Raw genomic sequence first — 416 nt, 5'->3', positions numbered from 1 at the left:
CAATAGTCCGGTAAGTTTTCCACAGCGATGCTGTGGAAAATAGATGTAGATAAATAAAAGAGCTTTCCAGCTGATACCAAAATAAAAAAAAGGCAATGAGGAAGTATGACTAGTACCAATCTCAAAGCCTTTGGCAAGGTGAAACACCTTGTTAGTGCAATTTTAAATGAATTGCCCCTAATAACCAAACCTCAATACAAATTTATGATTTCGCTATTTGAGGTCTGGCTATGTTTGCCTGTTCGATATACCATCTCCAATCTTAGCCGTTTTGGTACTTATTGTGAGAAAAGCATCCGATTGCAAATGGAAAAGGAATTTGATTTCGGAGGCTTTAATAGTTCTTTGATTAAGGATAACAGTGGTAAGCATCTCATTGCTGCTTATGACCCAACTTATTTGCCAAAGTCTGGAAA

The 416-nt window shown here is 37.0% G+C and carries 1 protein-coding gene; it reads left to right on the top strand.

Going from position 1 to position 416, the window contains the following annotated elements:
- Positions 1–105: 105 nt before the first annotated feature.
- On the top strand, positions 106–416 hold a 311-nt coding region (locus tag BW716_RS36590; protein ID WP_220388947.1), incomplete at its 3' end, for a hypothetical protein.

This window comes from [Flexibacter] sp. ATCC 35208, from assembly GCF_001975825.1.
Taxonomy (GTDB): Bacteria; Bacteroidota; Bacteroidia; order Chitinophagales; family Chitinophagaceae; genus Chitinophaga.
This window is presented reverse-complemented; position numbering and strand designations above follow the sequence as displayed.